The organism is Streptomyces sp. NPDC047085, assembly GCF_040643735.1.
Lineage (GTDB): Bacteria > Actinomycetota > Actinomycetes > Streptomycetales > Streptomycetaceae > Streptomyces.
In genome coordinates this window covers 645,295-661,089 of the sequence record NZ_JBEYUW010000001.1, presented here as the reverse complement: position 1 = coordinate 661,089, position 15,795 = coordinate 645,295, and the positions used below count along the sequence as shown (strand labels likewise).

Genomic DNA, 15,795 nt, shown 5'->3' with positions numbered 1-15,795 from the left:
TAGACCGAGGCCGCGTCGAAGTCGGTGGCCGAAGTGGCGTCGAAACCGGTGACCGACGTCGCGTCCGAGCCGGTGACCGGGGCGGCGTCGAAGCCCGAGACCGAGGCCGCGTCGAAGTCGGTGGCCGAAGTGGCGTCGAAACCGGTGACCGACGTCGCGTCCGAGCCGGTGACCGGGGCGGCGTCGAAGCCCAGGACCGAGGCCGCGTCGAAGTCGGTAGCCGAAGTGGCGTCGAAACCGATGACCGACGTCGCGTCCGAGCCGGTGACCGGGGCGGCGCCGAAGCCCAGGACCGAGGCCGCGTCGAAGTCGGCGGCCGGCGTCGCGTCCGAGCCGGTCACCGAGGTCGCGTCCGAGCCCGTATCCGAAGCAGCCCCCGCACCGGTCCCCGCTGCACCGTTCAAGCCGATCGCCTCGCCGCCGGAGAAGCCGATGCCCGTTGCGCCGGACAAGCCGATGCCCGCTGCACCGGACGACCCGGCAGCCGCCGACGTCGCGGACGCCCCACAGGGGCCACCCGCAGCCGACGACGAAACCAGCACGGGTGGTGCGGGTGGGAACACGGGCGCCGAAGGCGAAGCCGAGGCGCCCCCGGCCCCCACACCCCTCTGGCAGCGGCTCTTCCGCCGCACCACCGCACGCACTGCCACCACACCCACCGCCACCCCACCCCCCACCGCACCCCACGTCGCCGAAGTCCGCGCCCTTGCCGTCCGCCGGGGACGCGTGGACGCGCTGCGGCACATCGACCTGACCGTCGCCCCTGGTGAGACCGTCGCCCTGATGGGACGCAACGGCGCCGGCAAGTCGACGTTGCTCGGCTCCCTCGTCGGACTCGTCGAGCCCACCGCCGGCACGGTCCAGGTCGGCGGAGCCGTACCGCACCGCACCTCGCCCCGCGACCTCGTCCGCCGCGTCGGCCTGGTCCCGCAGGAACCGCGCGACCTGCTGTACGCGGACACGGTGGCCGCCGAGTGCGCTGCCGCCGACCGGGACGCGGGGGCCGAGCCCGGTACCTGCCGGGCCTTGGTGTCCGGGCTGCTGCCGGGCATCACGGACGACACGCATCCCCGCGACCTCTCCGAGGGCCAGCGCCTGGCGCTCGCCCTGGCGGTCGTCCTGACCGCCCGCCCTCCCCTGCTCCTGCTCGACGAGCCGACGCGCGGCCTGGACTACGCGGCGAAGGCCCGCCTGGTCACGGTGTTGCGCGGGCTGGCGGCCGAGGGGCACGCGATCGTCCTGGCCACGCACGACGTGGAGCTGGCCGCGGAGATCGCCCACCGAGTGGTGCTGCTCGCCGACGGCGAGGTGATCGCCGACGGCCCGACGGCGGAGATCGTTGTGTCCTCCCCCTCCTTCGCCCCGCAGGTCACCAAGATCCTGGCCCCGCAGCCCTGGCTGACAGTGACCGAGGTCCGGGAGGCCCTGGCATGAACCACCCCGACCGCCACCACCACCCCGTCCGCGCCATCCCCCTCGGCCCCCGCTCCCTCGCCGCCCTCGTGCTGGTCAGTGCCGTCGGCGTGGTCGGCTTCGGCTGGCCCTTTCTCGCGCCGCCCGACTCGCAGCTGAGCGCGCACGCCGAGGACGCGCCGTGGCTGTTCGCCGGGGTGCTGGTGCTGCTGGTCGCGGTGGTGGCGGCGACGATCTCCGAGTCCGGCCTCGGTCCGAAGGCCGTCGCCATGCTGGGCGTGCTGGCGGCGACCGGGGCGGCGCTGCGCCCGGTCGGCGCGGGCACGGCGGGGATCGAGCCGATGTTCTTCCTGCTGGTGCTCAGCGGCCGGGTGCTCGGCCCGGGCTTCGGCTTCGTCCTCGGCTCGGTGACGATGTTCGCGTCCGCCCTGCTCACCGGCGGGGTCGGGCCGTGGATGCCGTTCCAGATGCTGGCGATGGGCTGGTTCACCATGGGCGCCGGCCTGCTGCCGGGCCAGGCCCGCCTGCGCGGCCGGGGAGAACTCCTGCTGCTGGCCGGCTACGGCTTCCTCGCCGCCTTCGCCTACGGCACGATCATGAACCTGGCCGGCTGGCCCTTCATGGGCACCATGGCCTCGAACATCTCCTTCGACCCGCACGCGACGGTCCCCGCCAACCTGGCCCGCTTCGTCGCCTACTGCCTGGCCACCTCCATGGGCTGGGACCTGGGCCGGGCGGTCTGCACGGTCGTCCTCACGCTCGTCCTCGGTCCGGCCGTGCTGCGCGCGCTGCGCCGGGCCACGCGGAGGGCCGCTTTCGAGACCGCGGTCACATTCGACGCATCCGCAGGGTGACGCATCCGCAGGGTGAGGTGCCGTATCCGCTCGGTCAGCCGCGCGGTGAAGCACCCCACATGACCCAGGTCACCTACGACCCGGCCTCGTAGACCCAAATGTCCGATACATCCCTTACGGCACCCCCGCTGACCTGCGGATTGAGACCCACGCCACACGAACGACCTTTGCCGCCGATCCGGCCACAACTAGTAAAAGGGGTCATTGCGGGCGACTCGGAAGCCTGCTTCTGTTGACCACGTCGCCAGGCGCCACGAACCCACACGGGACGCGGCGCCGACGTATGGGCCACCACGCGATGTGGGGCTCGGACGCACCGGCGATCCCCTGTCCCCGACGCAAGAGGTTGAACGTGTCCGTTTCCTTCATCCGCCGCATCGCTTCCCCGAAGAAGGCCCTCACCGTCGCCGCCGTGGCCGCCGCCACCGCCGGCATGGCACTGACCGCGGCGCCCGCCCAGGCCGCCACGACCTCGGCCTCCTCCGCCCAGGCGATCGCGCACAAGATGATCCCGGACGCCGCTCAGTTCAACGCGTTCAGCAAGATCGTCGAGCACGAGAGCGGCTGGAACCCCTCCGCCACCAACAGCTCCTCCGGCGCCTACGGCCTGGTCCAGGCCCTGCCCGGCTCGAAGATGTCCTCCGCCGGTTCCGACTGGAAGACCAACCCGGCCACCCAGATCAAGTGGGGCCTGGACTACATGAACTCCCGCTACGGCAGCCCGGTCAAGGCCTGGAGCTTCTGGCAGGCCAACGGCTGGTACTGAGCCGTCCCCTCCTCGGCCGCTCCCACCCCGGGCCACCCGCCGCTGAACCAGCGCGCACCCCTCGCGTAACCCGCACGCCAGGCCCGGTACGACCACCCACGGTCGACGGCCCCCCATACAGCACCGCGCACCCTCGCCTCCGTCCGGCGAGGGTGCGCGCGCGTGTCCGCACGTCGCGGCGCGCGCCGGATCGCCCGGGAGTTCCCCGCCCCCGTGGTGGACTTGTCCCCTCCCCGCCCACCCGGCCGACCGGAGGAACGATGACGACGCCACCGACACCACCGGCGCCGCCGACACCACCGCCGGCGTCGGCGAAACCGGCGCCGGACCCGGAGATGCGCGGGGTGCGCCTGGTGGTCGTACTCCTGGCGCTGACCGTGGTGAGCGGGCTGATCGACGCGGTCAGCTATCTGGGACTGGGCCGGGTCTTCACCGCCAACATGACCGGCAACGTGGTGGTCCTCGGCTTCGCCGCGGCCGGCGCCCCCGGCTTCTCGGTGCCCCACACGGCCACCTCGCTGGGCTGTTTCCTGCTGGGCGCGGCGGCCGGCGGCCGGCTGGCGGCCCGCTGCCGGCAGGGGTCGCGTCGCACATGGACCCGGCTGACGCTGACGGCCGAGGCACTCATGGTCGGTGTGGCGGGGGCCGCCGCCTTCGCCTGGCCGGGCCGGCCGGCCACCGTGTACGCCCTGATCGCCCTCACCGCCTTCGCGATGGGCCTGCGCAACGCGACCGTCCGCAAACTGGGCGTGCCCGACCTGACCACCACGGTCCTGACGATGACGCTGACCGGCCTGGCCGCCGAATCCCGGCTGGGCGACGCGGGCGGCCGCCGCTCGGCACGCCGCACGGCCGCGGTGATCGCCATGATCGCCGGAGCCTGGCTGGGCGCCTGGCTCGTCCTCCACCACGGCCTGGGCATCCCCCTGCTGATCGCGGCGGCGGCATCGGCCGTACTGGCGGCGGTGGCATCGGGCCGGGAGTGAACGCCACCGCCGCTACAGCCGCTACAGCCGCTGGATGATCGTCCCCGTCGCCAGGGCGCCGCCCGCGCACATCGTGATGAGTGCGAACTCCTTGTCGGCGCGCTCCAGTTCATGGAGCGCGGTGGTGATCAGGCGGGCGCCGGTCGCGCCGACGGGGTGGCCGAGGGCGATCGCGCCGCCGTTGACGTTGACCTTGTCCAGGTCCTGCTCGAAGACCCGGGCCCAGCTGAGCACGACGGACGCGAACGCCTCGTTGATCTCGACGATGTCGATGTCCTTGAGGGTCATGCCGGCCTTGCCCAGGACCGCGTGGGTGGCGTCAACGGGGCCGTCGAGGTGGAAGTGCGGGTCGGCGCCCACCAGCGCCTGCGCCACGATCCGCGCCCGCGGCCTCAGCTTCAGGGCCCGGGCCATCCGCTTCGACGCCCACATGATCGCCGCGGCGCCGTCCGAGATCTGTGAGGAGTTGCCGGCCGTGTGGACGGCCGTGGGCATGACCGGTTTCAGCCCGGCCAGCGCCTCCATGGACGTGTCCCGGAGCCCCTCGTCCTTGTCGACCAGCCGCCACATGCCCTGTCCGGCGTGCTGCTCCTCCTCGGTGGTGGGCACCTGGACGGCGAAGGTCTCCCGCTTGAAACGTTCCTCCGCCCATGCGTGGGCGGCCCGTTCCTGCGACAGCAACCCCAGCGAGTCGACGTTCTCCCGCGTCAGTCCCCGGCGCCGGGCGATCCGCTCGGCGGCCTCGAACTGGTTGGGCAGGTCGACGTTCCACTCGTCGGGGAACGGCTTGCCCGGACCGTGCTTGGAGCCGGAGCCCAGCGGTACCCGCGACATGGCCTCGACGCCGCAGCTGATCCCCACGTCGATGACGCCCGCCGCGACCATGTTGGCCACCATGTGGGAGGCCTGCTGCGAGGAGCCGCACTGGCAGTCGACGGTCGTGGCGGCCGTCTCGTACGGCAGCCCCATGGTCAGCCACGCCGTACGCGCGGGGTTCATGGACTGCTCGCCGGCGTGGGTCACCGTGCCGCCGACGATCTGCTCGACGGCGTCGGCGGGGATGCCGGTGCGGCCGAGGAGTTCACGGTAGGTCTCGCCCAGCAGATAGGCGGGGTGGAGATTGGCGAGCGCGCCGCCGCGCTTGCCGATGGGGGTGCGTACGGCTTCGACGATCACGGGTTCGGCGGCCATGGGTGCGGGTCCTCTCCGAGAGGGCTCTCCTCCAGAACTAGTACGCGTTCTAGTTCTCTGTGCAGTCTGCTGACGTGATGTCCATCACCGCAAGGGTCTTGCAGGCGCCGATGGAGCGATCTGCACGAACTCCGCACGGAATTGGGAGCGCCGTAGCCCTTGCCAGTTCTAGAACTCGTTACTACGTTCACGGCACTTACTGATGGGCCGTCAGATGGCTGGGAGTCGCCCATGCACTGCCCCGCGCTGCCCGACGGGTTCGACTTCACCGACCCCGATCTGCTGCACCACCGTGTGCCTCTCCCGGAGTTCGCCGAGCTGCGGCGCACCGAACCGGTCCGCTGGATCCCGCAGCCGCACGGCCTGGCGGGCTTCGCCGACGACGGCTACTGGGCCGTGACCCGGCACGCGGACGTCAAGTACGTGTCCACGCACCCGGAGTTGTTCTCCTCGACCCTGAACACCGCGATCATCCGCTTCAACGAGCACATCGAGCGCGACGCGATCGACGCCCAGCGGCTGATCCTGCTGAACATGGACCCGCCCGAGCACACCCGGGTGCGCCAGATCGTGCAACGCGGCTTCACGCCACGCTCGATCCGCGCGCTGGAGGCCCGGCTGCGCGCCCGCGCCGAGGCGATCGTCGCGGCCGCCCGCGCCCGCTCGGGCCCGTTCGACTTCGTCACCGAGGTCGCCTGCGAGCTGCCCCTGCAGGCCATCGCCGAGCTGATCGGCGTGCCGCAGGAGGACCGCTCGAAGATCTTCGACTGGTCCAACCGGATGATCGCCTACGACGATCCCGAGTACGCCATCACCGAGGAGGTCGGCGCGCAGTCGGCCGCCGAGATCATCGCCTACGCGATGAACATGGCCGCCGAGCGCAAGCGGTGTCCGGCGCACGACATCGTGACGACGCTGGTCGCGGCGGAGGACGAGGGCAACCTGAACTCCGACGAGTTCGGCTTCTTCGTGCTGATGCTGGCGGTGGCCGGGAACGAGACGACGCGCAACGCCATCACCCACGGCATGCACGCGTTCCTCACCCACCCCGCCCAGTGGGACCTCTTCACCCGTGAACGCCCCGCCACCACCGCCGAGGAGATCGTCCGCTGGGCGACCCCGGTCAACTCCTTCCAGCGCACGGCCACCCAGGACACCGAACTCGGCGGGGTACAGATCCACAAGGGCGACCGGGTGGGCCTCTTCTACGCCTCCGCCAACCACGACCCCGAGGTCTTCGCCGACCCCGACGCCTTCGACATCACCCGCGATCCCAACCCCCACCTGGGCTTCGGCGGGGGCGGCCCGCACTTCTGTCTGGGCAAGTCCCTGGCGGTCCTGGAGATCGACCTGATCTTCAACGCGATAGCCGACGCCATGCCGACCCTCCGCCTGGCCGGCGACCCCCGCCGGCTGCGCTCGGCCTGGATCAACGGCGTCAAAGAACTCCAGGTCACCACGGACTGACCCACGGGGTGTCGGCGCCCAACCGGTCTGCCCAGCCGGTCCGGTCAGTCGGCCTGCCCAGCCAGTCCGCTCAGCCCGTCCGCTCAGCCCGTCTGCTTCGCCGGCTCCGGTGCGGCCTTGCTCGCCGTGGCGGGCGTGGCCGTCCGGGGCCGCGGCCCCTGGAAGGCGTACGACAGCCCGAAGCCGGCGCCGACCACGACCGCGCCGCCGACCGCGTCCAGGACCCAGTGGTTGCCGGTGGCGACGATGGCCGAGACGGTGAAGAGGGGGTGCAGCAGGCCGAGGGCCTTCATCCACCACTTCGGCGCGATGACCGCGATGACCACTCCGCACCACAGGGCCCAGCCGAAGTGCAGGGACGGCATCGCCGCGTACTGGTTGGTGAGCGCGGTCAGGGTGCCGTAGTCCGGCTGGGAGAAGTCCTGGACGCCGTGCACGGTGTCGATCATGCCGAGCGACGGCATCAGGCGGGGCGGGGCCAGCGGGAAGAGCCAGAAGCCGGCCAGCGCGAGCAGGGTGGCGAAGCCGAGGGAGGCGCGGGCCCAGCGGTAGTCGACCGGGCGGCGCCAGTAGAGGACGCCGAGGACGGTCAGCGGGACGACGAAGTGGAAGGACTCGTAGTAGAAGTCGAAGAAGTCCCGCAGGAAGCCGATCTTCGCCACGGCGTGGTTGAGGGCGTGCTCGATGTCGATGTGCAGGAAGCGTTCGAGGTCGAGGATCAGGTGGCCGTGGCGCTCGGCGGTCGCGCGGCCCCCGGAGTTGGTGCCGCCGGTCGCGGCCAGGCGGACCTGCTGGTAGGCGGCGTACGTGACGCGCAGGAGCAGGAGTTCCAGCAGGAGGTTGGGGCGGGTGAGCACCCGGCGCAGGAACGGCAGGAGGGGGACGTTCCGGAAGCGGGCCGGGACGGGCGGCGCGTACTCCGTCGGGATCGGCCGCTGGTAGTGGGGCGAGGTGCGGGACAGGAACGGTACGGCGGTGGCGGCGGCCAGGGCCGCGAGCAGCACGAGGTTGTCCCGCAGCGGGTACACCACCGACATGTGCGGCAGCATCATCGTCGCCGGGAGGGTGGTGACGAGGACCACCGCGACCGGCCAGACATAGCGGTCCGAGGCCCGCTTGCCGACCCGGCCGACCACCGCGAGCAGCACCCACAGCAGCTGGTGCTGCCAGGTGGTCGGGGAGACGGCGACGGCGGCGCAGCCGGTGAGGGCGACGGCGAGCAGCAGCTGTCCGTCGGCGGCGTAGCGGACGGCGCGGCGCAGGGCGAGCGCGGTGACGGCGGCGCCGAGCAGCAGGAAGAGGGCGATCTCCAGGGAGCCGGTGAGGCCGAGGCGGAGCAGGGCGCCGTGCAGGGACTGGTTGGCGAGGGCGTCCGCCTCGCCGCCGAGGCCGACGCCGGCCATGTGGTGCACCCAGTAGGTGCGCGAGTCGTGCGGCAGCGCGGCCCAGGCGAGCGCGGTGCAGGCGGCGAAGGTGCCGGCCGCGGACAGGGCGGCCCTACGGCGGGCCGTGAACCACAGCAGCGGGGCGAAGAGCAGCACGGTCGGCTGGAGGGCGGCGGCCAGGCCTATGCACAGCCCGCTCGCGCGTTCGCCGCGTACGGTGAAGCAGCCGAGCAGGACGAGCAGCACCGGGATGGTGCTGGTCTGGCCGAGCCACAGGGCGTTGCGGACCGGCAGGGACAGCATCAGCAGGCTGATCGCGACCGGCGCGGCCAGCAGCGAGGTGCGGCGGCTGACCGGCTGGGGCAGCGCGCGGGCGGCGACGAGGCCGAGGGCGACGACCAGGAGCAGGGTGCCGAAGGTCCAGCCCCAGCCGAGGGCCTGCTCGGCGGCTCTGGTGAGGGGTTTGAGGACCAGGCCGGCGAAGGGGGTGCCGGTGAAGCGCGTCGAGTCGTACAGCGAGCCCTTCACGTGCAGGACGCCCTCGGGGCCGACCCAGGTCTCCAGGTCGGTGAGGCGTTCGCCGCTCGGGGTGGTGAGGACGACGGTCATCTGCCGTGCCGCGAGGATCGCCGCCACCGCCCACAGCGCGAGCCGGGCCGCACGCAGGCGGGCTCCCGTCGCAGCCGTTCCGAAGCCATCCGCCGCTCGCCCGCCGTGCTCCACGTTCGCCACGCCCCGTCGGCCTCCCGCCCCGTTCGTCCCGGACGCGGCGCACGCGTCCGATTCCTCCGCGGACCCTTACGAGGGTCGCAGACCCCACGGAGACAGACGCGGACACCCCCTCGTTCACCTGTCGTCCGCCCACCTTTTGTCCGGAAGATGACGGTCGGAGGGGTGAGGGCGTCCGGTTCGGGCGCGAGAAGGATCACAGCGGGCGGCCGGATCTCGCCTGCGGAAGCGGGCAGACGTACCTGCGTACACCGCATTTCGCTGCACTATGCATCGACCTGCGTACGTGACGTAAGTGGCCGAAACCCCCCTATGGTCACTTTTCGGCTCGATCTAACGGCAGTGCCGTCGTCCGGGCCCGTCCCTGTCCCCGTCGAAAGGTAGGCGAGCCCCGTTTTGGCGACCGCCACTGCCGTCACCCCGCATCTGAAGACCTCCCGGGCCGCCAAGGCCCACGCCAGGACCGACGTCACCGTCACCGACCCCGCGCTCGTCCGGCGCGCCGTGAAGGCGGCCGCGCTCGGCAACGCGATGGAGTGGTTCGACTTCGGTGTCTACAGCTACATCGCGGTCACCCTGGGCAAGGTCTTCTTCCCGTCCGGCAACCCGACCGCCCAGCTGCTCTCCACGTTCGGCGCCTTCGCCGCGGCCTTCCTGGTCCGCCCGCTCGGCGGCATGGTCTTCGGCCCGCTGGGCGACCGCGTGGGCCGCCAGAAGGTGCTCGCCCTCACGATGATCATGATGGCGGCGGGCACGTTCGCGATCGGCCTGATCCCGTCGTACGCGACGATCGGCGTGGGCGCGCCGCTGCTTCTGCTGGCCGCGCGGCTGGTGCAGGGCTTCTCCACCGGCGGCGAGTACGCAGGCGCCTCGACGTTCATCGCCGAGTACGCCCCGGACAAGAAGCGCGGCTTCTTCGGCAGCTGGCTGGAGTTCGGCACGCTGGCGGGTTACATCGGCGGCGCGGGCCTGGTCACCCTGATGACGGCCCTGCTGAGCTCGGACGAGCTCCTCTCCTGGGGCTGGCGGATCCCGTTCCTGATCGCGGGCCCGATGGGCATCATCGGCCTCTACCTGCGGATGCGGCTGGAGGAGACCCCGGCGTTCGCCGCCGAGGTCGAGAAGGCGGAGGCGGCCCGGCCGAAGGTGCCGCTGCGCGAGATGATCGCCGGCCAGTGGAAGGCGCTGCTCATCTGCATGGGCCTGGTGCTGGTCTTCAACGTCACCGACTACATGCTGCTGTCGTACATGCCGAGCTATCTGACGAGCGAGCTGAAGTACGACGAGACGCACGGCCTTCTCGTCGTCCTCGGTGTGATGGCGCTGATGATGATCGTCCAGCCGTTCGCGGGCGCCCTGACCGACCGGGTCGGCCGCCGCCCGGTGATCGCCGCGGGCTGCGCGGGGTTCCTGCTCCTGTCCGTCCCGGCCCTGCTCCTGATCCGCGAGGGCAGCCTGCTCGCCGTGGCCCTCGGCATGGGCGCGCTGGGCCTGCTCCTGGTCTGCTTCACGGCGGCCATGCCGGCCGCGCTGCCCGCCCTCTTCCCGACCCGGGTGCGCTACGGCTCCCTGTCCATCGGCTTCAACGTGTCGGTCTCCCTGTTCGGCGGGACGACTCCGCTGGTGGTCACCGCGCTGATCGGGGCCACCGGCAACATGATGATGCCCGCGTACTACATGATGGCCGCGGCCGTCGTGGGCGGCTTCGCGGTCTGGCGGATGTCCGAATCCGCGGGCCGGCCCCTGCCGGGTTCGGCCCCGTCGGTGGAGAGCCGCTGAGCTGCACCCTTCGACCCGGGCGCGGCCCGGAACCGTTGATCACCCTGTGTCGTCTGTAGCCCTGGCAGCGGTGAGACGGAGGTCAGGGGTTCATGGTCGGACGCCGGCGGCAGGGACGCGCCCGCATACTCGCAGTCGTACTCGCCCTCCTCGGCATCCAGCTCGGCTGGCTCGTCGCGCCCGCCTACGCCTGCGGTTGCGGCGCGATGGTGCCGGAGGCCTCGCAGCAGATCGCCGTGGCGAGTGAGCAGTCGGTGCTGCGGTGGGACGGGCGGTCGGAGCAGATCGTGATGCGGCTGACCGTCAGCGGGACCGCCGAGGACGCCGCCTGGATCATGCCCGTCCCGCACCGGGCGGCCGTCCGCCTCGGTGATCCGGCCCTGTTCGACCAGCTCGGCAAGGCCATTGCCCCGGTGCACCGCACCCGCCACTACTTCTGGCCGCGGAACGGCGACTGGCCCTTCGACGACAGCGACGCCGCCGGCGACGCCGCCCCGCCCGGCGCGGGGGCCGGCGTCGGCGTCGTCGACCGGCAGCGGCTCGGTCCGTTCGACGTGGCGCGGCTGACCGCCACCGACCCGGCCGCCCTGGACACCTGGCTGCGCGAGCACGGCTTCACCTTCCCGCCCCGGCTGCGGACCGCGCTCCAGCCGTACGTCGACCAGCACTGGGAGTACGTCGCCGTACGGCTCGCTCCCCAGGCCTCGGGCACCCCGCTGCACGGCGCCCTCGACCCGCTGCACCTCACCTTCGCCAGCGACCGCCCGGTCTATCCGATGCGGCTGTCCCGGCTCGCGAGCCTCCCGCAGTCCCTGGGCCTGTACGTGCTCGCCGCGCACCGCATGGAACCGCGCACCTCGATCGGCGGTTACGCGCCGAAGGTGGTCTTCGCGGGCCGCCTCGGCAAGCCGGCCGGCGCCCTGGGCGCGATGGCCGAGGGGACGCCGTATCTGACGGCGCTGACGCAGGAGTTCCCGTACCCCGACCGGATCTCCGGCGACCACGAACTGCGCCGGACGGCTGCGGACACCCCGGTCCGGCAGGTGATCTACGACGACGAGCTGCGCGAGGTGGCGGGGATCCCGGCATGGCTGCTGACGGTCGGCGGCGCGGTGCTGCTCGTCCTCACGGTCGTCGCGCTGATCGACGCACGACGCTCCCGCCGGCCGGAGACTCCGACGCCGGAGATCACGCCGTCCACGCCGCTCGGCTGAGACCATCCAAGGGGAAGCGCCAAGGACTCGGGCAGAGACTCGAGAAGACACTCGGGAAAGGCAGCAGACGCATGAGCGGGTCGCAGCTCTGGGACGACGTCGACTTCTACTTCGCCAGCCACCTCACACCGGACGACGAGCCGCTCCAGGCCGCCCTGCGCGAGAGCGAGGCGGCCGGGCTGCCGCACATCAGCGTCACGGCCACACAGGGCAAGTTCCTCCAGCTGCTCGCCCAGGTCCAGGGGGCCAGGACCATCCTGGAGATCGGCACGCTCGCCGGCTACAGCACGATCTGGCTGGCCCGCGCCCTCCCCGCCGACGGCAGGCTGATCTCGCTGGAGTACAACCCCAAGCACGCCGAGGTCGCCACCCGCAACATCGCCCGGGCCGAGCTCGACCGGATCGTGGAGGTGCGGGTGGGCCCGGCCCTCGAACTGCTGCCCCAGCTCGCGGACGAGAACCCGGCCCCCTTCGACCTGGTCTTCATCGACGCCGACAAGGCCAACAACGCCCACTACGTCGACTGGGCGCTCAAGCTGACCCGCACGGGCAGCCTGATCATCGTGGACAACGTGGTGCGCGGCGGCCGCGTCGCCGACTCCGACAGCACCGAACCGGACGTCGTCGGCACCCGCGCCGCCATCGAACTGATCGCCTCCCACCCGAGGCTGAGCGGCACGGCCCTCCAGACCGTGGGCAGCAAGGGCTACGACGGCTTCGCACTGGCGCGGGTGCTGGCGTAGGGGCCGTCGGCCCGTCGGCAGGGGCGAGCGCGGGCGTGTCCCGCTCGCCCCTTCTGTCACTGTGCCCCCTCCGGTCACTGGCCGAAAATATCCCCCTATCCGGGGGAGTGCTCGACCATTCATGTGGCACAGGACACACAGCTCTGCTGACGTGTCGAGTCCCGCTGTGAGCACGGGCTCACAGTCATGAGCGTGGGGGGAGCACCATGCTGGAGCCGCACGACCTCTACCAGGCCCGCGAGATCGTCCTGAAGGCGTTGAACGACGCGCTGGCGACGCCGGGGTTGGAGCCCAGGATCCTGCAAAAGCTGGAACCCGCCGGGCCGGGCCTGAAAAAGGCGGCCGAGGAACTGGCGCAGGGCGACTGCTTCCACCCCGCGTACCGCATCGCCAACCCCGCGAGCACGCTCGGGAACGACGTCTACTTCCGGACGGATCCGGCGCGGGCGGCAAGCCTGCTGCGGCTGTCCCTCCGCCTCTTGGACTCGATCAGCGGCAAGGGGGACTACACCAAGACGCTGGACTTCTGCCGGACCCGGCTCGCCGCGCTGGGCGATGTCGCGCCGGAGCCGGAACCGATCGAGGCGGTGATCCCGTCGACCACCGGCATCCCCGGCACCACAGCCTTCCCTGGCACCTCCGGTGCCACGGCTGCGCCGGCCATCGACGCCGGCGGCCTCCCGCCCGTCGCTCCCACCATCCCCGCGCAGGTCACCGAGGCCGTGCTCCGCGCCCCGGACGCCGTGCCCGGGGCGAGTGCCACCACCGGTGCCCTTGCCGCGGAGGCCGCACCCGGGGAGCCCACCGGCCCGGCCGGCCCAGTCGTCCCGGCCACCCCCAACGCCCCCACCGCCACCGCCACCGCCACCTCCGCGATGTCCGCGGCCGCGGCCCCCTCCGCACCCACCTCCTCTCCCACCTCCACCGTCCCCTCCGCCTCCGCCACGTCTGACCCCCTGAGCCCCGACACGAACGAGCGCTACTCCTCGTCCGGCCTGTCCTGGCCCCGTCTCATGAAGGACTGGCACGCCGAAGGGGGCGACCTCTCCGTCGAGCAGCTGATCGACCGCTTCCAGGAGGACATGGAAGCCCGGCTGCAGAGCACCCCCGGCGCGGCCAAGCTGCTGCTCCCCACCCTGCGGGAGGACTTCGCGGCGCTGCGGGGCGAGTTCGAGGGGCTGATGTACCCCGGGACGGCTCCGCGGTCGATCTGGACGCGCGCCGTCAACGCCCGGAAGTGCTGTCTGTCGGATCAGACCAATGACGCCGATCTGGTCGACCCGTCCGAGAAGGCCGAGGTCCGCATCCGCTGGCTGGCCTCGGGAACGTGGAACTTCGCCCTGCAGCAGGTGTGGAAGACCAATCTCCACCAGGTCGTCACCGACATCCTCGGCTATCTGTCGGCTCTCCAGATCCAGACCCGGTACAACCCGGACGAGCGGGAAGTGCTCCTCGCCGCCACCGAGTTGATCCCCCTGCTCACCCTGAACCTGCGGGACACCGAACTCCAGAAGGTGCAGTTCGTGCACCAGTGGCTGCGCCATTCCGTGGGCACGCATCTGCTGGTGGGCGGGCCGGAACCGGCGATGCCGGAGGACAGCAAGTTCGACCGGCGCGTCCAGGACCCGAACGCGCCGAACCGCCATCTCGGCCGTGAGAACTGGGCCGTTCACCTGCTCACCGAGTGGGCGACGGAGAAGGAGCAGGACAAGCGGACCAGCGTGGCCCTCGCGCTGCTGATCCTCTCCGGCTGGAACACGGACCGGGTCGACCGGATGCTCACCATCCTGTTCCACAACAACCCGTACGCCGCCGGGCCGACCGCGGCGGAGACCCGGCGGGTCAAGGAGGTCTGGCAGGCCGAGGTCTCCGAGATGCTGGCGACCTCCCGGACCGTGCACGTCGTCAAGAACCCCTGGGTGGTGGCGAGTTCGGTCTCCAACTCGCTGTCCACGAGCGAGCGGGACGCCTCCGTGCAGCTACCGGACCGGGTCCTGAAGGCGGTGACGGGCGAGCTGTTCGACGACCAGCCCAGCACGGTGCTCAACGGCGCGCCCTTCCGGGACAGCCGGGTGCCCACGTTCCTGTGCCACAACGAGGACGGCGCGTTCGGCGTGCTGAAGATCGACGCGGTCGACCGGGTACGGCGGGAGAAGCACAACTGGGACAAGTACGCCAAGAAGCTGCACGGCAGCTACCGGGCCAGCGAGTGCCTCGTGGGTACCACCGTCGTCACCAACAGCAGCAGCGGCGAGGGATACCAGGGCATCCGCACCTCGTACGTCTTCCGGCGGCGTGACGTCCCCAAGACGCTGACCGGCTGGCTGCGCGAGCGGAAGGTCGAGGATCCCGGGCCGGTGCTGGAGGAGCTGTTCGTCGAGGCCCTGCGGCCCTGGCTGAGCAACGCCCGCCGGGGGGTCGGCGATCTGCGCACCGAGTACCCGGTGCTGCGCCCGGCCGGCTTCGAGCGCACCACCTTCGGACCGGCCCGGCACGCCGGCACGGAACTCGCCAGCTTCCGCCTCCCGGAGGTGGCCGAGACCTTCGGCGTCCCGGGCGGCCTGGACTGGCGCCACCCCACCCTCGCGCCGCTCCTGGAGGGCTCGGCGCTGGGCGCCGGCGCACTGGCGCAGGCCTTCGACTACGCGCCCCGGACCAACCCGCTCTGGCTCGCGGCACAGGTGGGCGAGGTCCCGGGCGACGACGGGGAGACCCCGGCCCTGGTGGACAGCCTCCTGCACCATCCCGACCACGGGCTGACCACCACCAGCTACCTCAGCTGCACCTCCCACGGGGACCTGCACGGCGACAACGTCCTGATCAGCGGCGACGACCCGACCCGGCCCCAGCTGCACATCATCGACTTCGAGACCACGCACATCGGGCACGTGTGCAAGGACTTCGCCCGCCTGGAGTCCGCGCTGTGGTCGCGGGTGTTCACCTGGCAGCCGGAGCAGCTGAAGGGGCTGCGCACCTGGTTCGTGGAGGCACTGGCCGGTCCGTCGCTGTGGGACCCCAAGGTGCCCGAGGACGTCGACCCGGAGGTGCGCAGCACGCTGCTGGCCGTCCGCAAGCTGCGGACGATCCTGAAGAAGTGCGAGCAGCCGCTGTGGCCGATGCACGACTCCGAGTACCAGTGGGCCCTGTTCGCCTCGCTGCTGCCCTTCGCCCGCTACCCCGACAGCGACGCGCCGGACAACCGCTTCCTCGCCTTCCTGTTCGCCGCGGACGTGGCGGAGGCGCTCACCGCGTGGGGTAAGGACTAGGC

General features: G+C 71.7%; 10 protein-coding genes and 2 pseudogenes. 9 read left to right on the top strand and 3 right to left on the bottom strand.

From position 1 onward, the window contains the following. Positions 1–341: pseudogene (locus ABZ865_RS02720) on the bottom strand (hypothetical protein); the annotation flags it as partial. 346 nt (positions 342–687) lie between these two features. Between ABZ865_RS02720 and ABZ865_RS02715 the strand changes: the two are divergent. The 4 genes and pseudogenes from ABZ865_RS02715 to ABZ865_RS02700 form a co-directional block, all read left to right on the top strand. Beyond that, a pseudogene (locus ABZ865_RS02715) lies at positions 688–1,434 on the top strand (ATP-binding cassette domain-containing protein); the annotation flags it as partial. After that, complete coding sequence (locus tag ABZ865_RS02710; RefSeq protein ID WP_361222678.1) at positions 1,431–2,267, top strand: ECF transporter S component; 837 nt, start codon at positions 1,431–1,433, stop codon at positions 2,265–2,267. The pseudogene ABZ865_RS02715 and the gene ABZ865_RS02710, both read left to right, overlap by 4 nt. 352 nt (positions 2,268–2,619) lie before the next feature. Then, the gene (locus ABZ865_RS02705; protein WP_361222676.1) at positions 2,620–3,033 is read left to right on the top strand and encodes a transglycosylase SLT domain-containing protein; all 414 of its coding nucleotides are present in this window, start codon (positions 2,620–2,622) and stop codon (positions 3,031–3,033) included. Positions 3,034–3,368: 335 nt separating this feature from the next. After that, positions 3,369–4,019 (top strand): YoaK family protein, encoded by a 651-nt coding sequence (locus tag ABZ865_RS02700; protein ID WP_361224324.1) that lies wholly within the window; start codon positions 3,369–3,371, stop codon positions 4,017–4,019. A 21-nt stretch (positions 4,020–4,040) separates the two neighbouring features. Here ABZ865_RS02700 and ABZ865_RS02695 read toward each other — a convergent pair whose 3' ends face one another. Then, positions 4,041–5,210, bottom strand: a complete 1,170-nt coding sequence (locus ABZ865_RS02695; RefSeq protein WP_361222674.1) for a steroid 3-ketoacyl-CoA thiolase — start codon at positions 5,208–5,210, stop codon at positions 4,041–4,043. Positions 5,211–5,441: 231 nt separating this feature from the next. On the opposite strand from ABZ865_RS02695, the gene ABZ865_RS02690 reads away from it, so the two are divergent. Then, positions 5,442–6,677 (top strand): cytochrome P450, encoded by a 1,236-nt coding sequence (locus ABZ865_RS02690; protein WP_361222673.1) that lies wholly within the window; start codon positions 5,442–5,444, stop codon positions 6,675–6,677. 83 nt (positions 6,678–6,760) lie between these two features. On the opposite strand, the gene ABZ865_RS02685 is transcribed toward ABZ865_RS02690, so the two are convergent. After that, positions 6,761–8,794, bottom strand: a complete 2,034-nt coding sequence (locus ABZ865_RS02685; RefSeq protein WP_361222671.1) for a bifunctional glycosyltransferase 87/phosphatase PAP2 family protein — start codon at positions 8,792–8,794, stop codon at positions 6,761–6,763. Between the two features lie 423 nt (positions 8,795–9,217). Here ABZ865_RS02685 and proP point away from each other — a divergent pair, with 423 nt between their 5' ends. From proP to ABZ865_RS02665, 4 genes are all read left to right on the top strand, one after another. Continuing rightward, positions 9,218–10,570 carry a glycine betaine/L-proline transporter ProP gene (gene proP, locus ABZ865_RS02680; RefSeq protein ID WP_361224321.1) on the top strand — a complete coding sequence of 451 codons (1,353 nt, stop codon included), beginning with the start codon at positions 9,218–9,220 and terminating at the stop codon, positions 10,568–10,570. Between the two features lie 92 nt (positions 10,571–10,662). After that, the gene (locus ABZ865_RS02675; RefSeq protein ID WP_361222669.1) at positions 10,663–11,784 is read left to right on the top strand and encodes a DUF2330 domain-containing protein; all 1,122 of its coding nucleotides are present in this window, start codon (positions 10,663–10,665) and stop codon (positions 11,782–11,784) included. A gap of 71 nt (positions 11,785–11,855) precedes the next feature. Beyond that, on the top strand, positions 11,856–12,527 hold the full coding sequence (locus tag ABZ865_RS02670; protein ID WP_361222667.1) for an O-methyltransferase: 672 nt from the start codon (positions 11,856–11,858) through the stop codon (positions 12,525–12,527). Positions 12,528–12,733: 206 nt separating this feature from the next. Then, a complete protein-coding gene (locus tag ABZ865_RS02665) occupies positions 12,734–15,793 on the top strand; it encodes a phosphotransferase (protein ID WP_361222666.1) in 3,060 nt (1,019 codons plus the stop codon). Positions 15,794–15,795 lie beyond the last annotated feature (2 nt).

What these genes read in the sequence shown, in the direction of transcription:
- ABZ865_RS02710 (WP_361222678.1), top strand. Translation starts at nt 1,431, where the DNA reads ATGAACCACCCCGACCGCCACCACCACCCCGTCCGCGCCATCCCCCTC.
- ABZ865_RS02700 (WP_361224324.1), top strand. Translation starts at nt 3,369, where the DNA reads ATGCGCGGGGTGCGCCTGGTGGTCGTACTCCTGGCGCTGACCGTGGTG.
- ABZ865_RS02695 (WP_361222674.1), bottom strand. Translation starts at nt 5,210, where the DNA reads ATGGCCGCCGAACCCGTGATCGTCGAAGCCGTACGCACCCCCATCGGC.
- ABZ865_RS02690 (WP_361222673.1), top strand. Translation starts at nt 5,442, where the DNA reads ATGCACTGCCCCGCGCTGCCCGACGGGTTCGACTTCACCGACCCCGAT.
- ABZ865_RS02675 (WP_361222669.1), top strand. Translation starts at nt 10,663, where the DNA reads ATGGTCGGACGCCGGCGGCAGGGACGCGCCCGCATACTCGCAGTCGTA.
- ABZ865_RS02670 (WP_361222667.1), top strand. Translation starts at nt 11,856, where the DNA reads ATGAGCGGGTCGCAGCTCTGGGACGACGTCGACTTCTACTTCGCCAGC.
- ABZ865_RS02665 (WP_361222666.1), top strand. Translation starts at nt 12,734, where the DNA reads ATGCTGGAGCCGCACGACCTCTACCAGGCCCGCGAGATCGTCCTGAAG.